General features: G+C 74.5%; 4 protein-coding genes and 1 pseudogene. All 5 read left to right on the plus strand.

The window, feature by feature from the left end; translation table 11 throughout:
- Nucleotides 1-1,573, plus strand: a 1,573-nt coding sequence (locus tag MHY29_RS11520) for a DUF5129 domain-containing protein (protein WP_239241346.1), incomplete at its 5' end; no start/stop codon positions are given.
- A 106-nt stretch (nt 1,574-1,679) separates the two neighbouring features.
- Nucleotides 1,680-2,183 carry a carboxymuconolactone decarboxylase family protein gene (locus MHY29_RS11525; RefSeq protein ID WP_224355606.1) on the plus strand — a complete coding sequence of 168 codons (504 nt, stop codon included), beginning with the start codon at nt 1,680-1,682 and terminating at the stop codon, nt 2,181-2,183.
- A 212-nt stretch (nt 2,184-2,395) separates the two neighbouring features.
- A pseudogene (locus tag MHY29_RS12550) lies at nt 2,396-3,085 on the plus strand (pirin family protein); the annotation flags it as partial.
- Nucleotides 3,086-3,198: 113 nt separating this feature from the next.
- Nucleotides 3,199-3,330 carry a hypothetical protein gene (locus MHY29_RS12555; protein ID WP_350354993.1) on the plus strand — a complete coding sequence of 44 codons (132 nt, stop codon included), beginning with the start codon at nt 3,199-3,201 and terminating at the stop codon, nt 3,328-3,330.
- 38 nt (nt 3,331-3,368) lie between these two features.
- Nucleotides 3,369-3,749 (plus strand): GNAT family N-acetyltransferase, encoded by a 381-nt coding sequence (locus MHY29_RS11535; RefSeq protein ID WP_239241348.1) that lies wholly within the window; start codon nt 3,369-3,371, stop codon nt 3,747-3,749.
- Nucleotides 3,750-3,970: the final 221 nt, after the last annotated feature.

Consider the following 3,970-nt stretch of genomic DNA (forward strand, 5'->3'; position numbering starts at 1 on the left):
CCTCGCCCGCGCCCCCCGGGCGCGGCTCCTGGCTCGGGCCGCCCGCCCGCTGGCGGCAGCGGCCGTGGCCGGTGCCGCGCTCGCGGGGGCGGCCGCGCCCGCCGGCGTCGCGGCGACCGCCGCGGCGGTGCCGGTGGCGGCGGGCGCCGTCGTCGCCGCCCCGGCCGCCCACGCCCTGGAGTGGTCCCGGGTGGACCTCGCGGATCAGGCGGGCATCATCGATCCGGCCCAGCTCGAGCGCGACCTGGCGGGGATCGAGTTCCGCGCGCCCACGCGCGTGGCCGTGTTCACGGAGCGCGGCCCGGACATCCGGGGCCTGGACGAGGAGCGCAAGGCTCAGGCGTTCAACGGCCGCGTCCTCGAGTTCGCCCGCGCCCAGCGACCGGGGTGGATCAGCGCGGACGGTCAGAAGTGGGCAGACGGGCTCGTGATCGTGGCGGTGGACCCGGACAACCGCATGCTCGGCGTGTACCAGGGCGAGGACCGGAAGCTCGAGTCGGGTGGCCAGTCCGCCGTGCGCGAGGCCGGCACGGACGCCGCCCGCGACGCCCGCTGGACGGACGCGGTGGTGGACATGGTGGACGAGGCCGCCACCCGCATCGGCCGGCCCTGGAACGAGGATCCGGTGGTGTGGCTCGGCCTCGGGGGCGGAGCGCTCGGGGTGCTGGGCGCGGGCGCCGGCATCACGGCCGCCGTCGTGGGGCCGCGCCGCAGCCGCGCGCGCCGGTCCGCCGAGCACCTCGAGGAGGCCCGCCACCACCTCACGAGCGTCACCCTGGACTGGGAGACGACGGAGCTGAACGCCTCGACCGTGCCCCTCGGCTCCCGTCATGGCGCGCGACTGATGGAGCGCTACCGCGGCTTCCACCGGTCCGCCCTGGACGCCACCGCCCGCCTCGAGGAGCTCGAAGCCGCCCCCGTGAAGGACCGCTCCGCGCAGTCCTTCGTCGACCGGGCGGGCGGCGTGCGGGACGACGTCGCGGCCCTGGACGCCCTCGACGACGCCATCGCGGACGCGAACGCGCTGCTCAACCGACTGCCGGGCTGGGAGGACGCCTGGGACCGGCAGGTCGCGCCCCTGCGCGAGGACCTGCACCGCGTGCCCGCCCTGCACGATCGGCTGGGAGACGTGGACGGCACGGCGGTCCCCCTCGCCGCCCTGGACTCGTTCCGGGACGAGGCCCGCACCGAGCTGGAACGCCTCGGCACGGGGCTGACCGCGCAGACGGTGGCCCCGGACGACGCCCTCGACGCCCTCGAGCGACTGCGCCGCCGCCTGACGGTCCGGATCGAGGAGCTGGCCCGCGCCGTGGCGCAGGCCCAGGACGGGAGGAAGAAGCAGCGGCTGATGCAGGAGAGCCTGGACGGGCAGCGGGCCGTGCCCCGGGACCGCCGCGGCTCCATCCTCGACGCCGGCGACGGCTGGCGGACCTACTGGACCGTGACCGCGTTCGCCGCCGGCGTCGACGCGGGCGACTCCGCCGTCGCCTCGTACGAGTCCTCTTCGTCCGGCACCGGCTACGGGTCCTCGGGCGGCTCGTTCTCCGGGTCGGGATCCTCGGGGAGCTTCTGACGCCAGGCAGCCGGCCGCCCTGCCTGTCGCCACCCTCGTCGACCTGCTCCTCGCCGCCGTCCGCCCACCCTTGCCTGCGCCGTCCGCCTTCGACAGCCTCTCCCCCATGAGTTCCCCGCATGACGACGCCGCGCCCGCCCGCAAGGACCCCCTGGCCTTCTACCTGGACAAGGCCGTTCCCGAGGCATGGGTGGCCGTCGGCGGACTGGCCGCCGCGGCCCGCCGCGCGGCCGTCGAGGCCGGGCTGGATGAGCAGCTGATGGAGCTCGTGAACCTGCGCGTGTCCGCGATCAACGGCTGCGCCTACTGCCTGGACGTCCACACCCGCAAGGGCGTCGGCGCCGGCCTGAGCGACCAGCGCCGCGGACTGCTGTCCGCCTGGCGCGAGGCCCCCGAGGTGTACACCGAGCTCGAGCGCGCTGCCCTCGAGCTGGCGGAGGCCGTCACGGAGCTGCCGGAGCAGGAGCAGCAGCAGTACGTGCAGCTGTCCACGCACGGCGTCCTCACGGATGCGCAGTACGCGGCGGTGCAGTGGCTGGCGATCGTCATGAACGTCACCAACCGCATCTCGATCCTGTCCCACCACCCGGTCCGCCGGCACGACTCCTGAGGAGGCCCCCGATAAGCAACACGGAACGCGACCCGCAGGAGCAGGTCTGCGAGAGCGGCCCGGGCCACGCCCCCACCCAGGACGACGGCGAGCTCCGCCCCGCCCGGTTCACGGACGGACTGAGTTCGGGGGTGACTTCGACGGACGGGGAGGACGGCGCCGTCGTCGAGATCCTGGAGCCGCGGGAGGAGCCGCTGGGCGGCCCCCGCGCCATGCCCGTGCAGCGCTCGCTGCCGCAGCGGGCGCGGAGCCTGATCGGAGCCTGGTGCTTCCTGGACTTCTACGGCCCGGTTGACGTCTCACGGACCGGCGGCATGGACGTGCCGCGGCACCCGCACACCGGCCTGGCGACGGTCTCCTGGCTGTTCGAAGGGCGGATCGACCACCAGGACTCCGCCGGGAACTGGGCGGCCGCCCGTCCGGGCGACGTGAACCTGATGAACGCGGGCACCGGCATCACGCACAGTGAGTACTCCACCGAGGACACCACGGTCCTCCACGGCGCGCAGCTCTGGTACGCCCTGCCGGACGAGCACCGGTTCTCCGAGCCGGCCCTGCACTCGCACCGCCCGGAGCCGGTGGGGGGCGAGGGGTGGATCGCCCGCGTCTTCCTGGGTGACCTCCTGGGCCAGTCCTCTCCTGTGCCGACCTCCATCCCGCTGACGGGTGTGGAGCTGCGCGTGGAGCCGGGCGCGACCGTCCGGATCCCCGTGCCCGCGGACCATGAGCACGGCCTGCTGGCCGTGGAGGGCGCCGTCACCCTGCAGGGCGCGGACGTGCCGCAGGCGCACCTCGGCTACGTGGGCACCGGCACGGAGGAGATCGTCGTGACCGCGGGCGAGGAGCCCGTGATCGCCCTGCTCCTGGGCGGCGGGCCGCTCGGGGAGCAGATCATCATGTGGTGGAACGTCGTGGGCCGGTCCCACGAGGAGGTCGTGCGCTGGCGTGCGGCCTACCAGCGGGAGATGGGGTTCGAGGCGCCCGGGGTCGGCCGCTCGCGGCCGACGGCGACCTCATGGACGCCCTGCGCGGCGCCGCCTACGACGACGGCCGCGCCTTCCCCCAGTTCGGGGACTTCCCGCCGGATCCCAAGCCCCCGATCCGCGCACCCCCGCTGCCGCACACGCGCATGCGCCCCCGCGGCTGAACGCCTTCCCGAGAAGACCGGAAGAAAGGACCCCCGTCATGACCGAGCAGACCCCCTCCCTGGACCACCCGCAGGTCCGCAAGAACGCGGAGAAGTACGAGATCGTCGTCGACGCCGACGGCACCGTGGCCGGCTACACCCTGGCCATCGACCACACCGCCGAGGACGGCACCGAGCAGCGGATCTTCCCCCACACCAAGCTCGAGGACGCCTATGAGGGCAAGGGGCTCGCATCCACCCTCGTACGCGAGGCGTTGCGCGACACCGAGGCCGCCGGCCGTCGCATCGTGCCCGTGTGCCCCTACGTGAAGCAGTGGGCGGACAAGCACGCCGACGAGGTGGAGGGCCAGGTGGACCAGCCGCGTCCGGAGCACCTGCAGTTCCTGGAGAGGCACGCGCAGGAGCGGAAGCAGGGCTGAGCGCCCCGACGCAGAAGGACCCGACCGTCATGGCGGCCGGGCCCGTCTCGCGTCCGTACGGCTGCGCGGGACGTCCACCTGCTGGGTGGCGGCTCGGCGACAGAGGGATTCAACGCCGGGGGTCGACCCGGGTGACTGCGGACGGCCATCCGGTGCCAGTCGTTCATCACGAGGGCCAGCCATGTCACCGCCGAGACCTGGGCGGGGGTGAGGGGGGCGCC

Origin of the sequence: Micrococcus sp. ACRRV (assembly GCF_022346985.1) — a bacterium.
Classification (GTDB): domain Bacteria; phylum Actinomycetota; class Actinomycetes; order Actinomycetales; family Micrococcaceae; genus Micrococcus; species Micrococcus porci.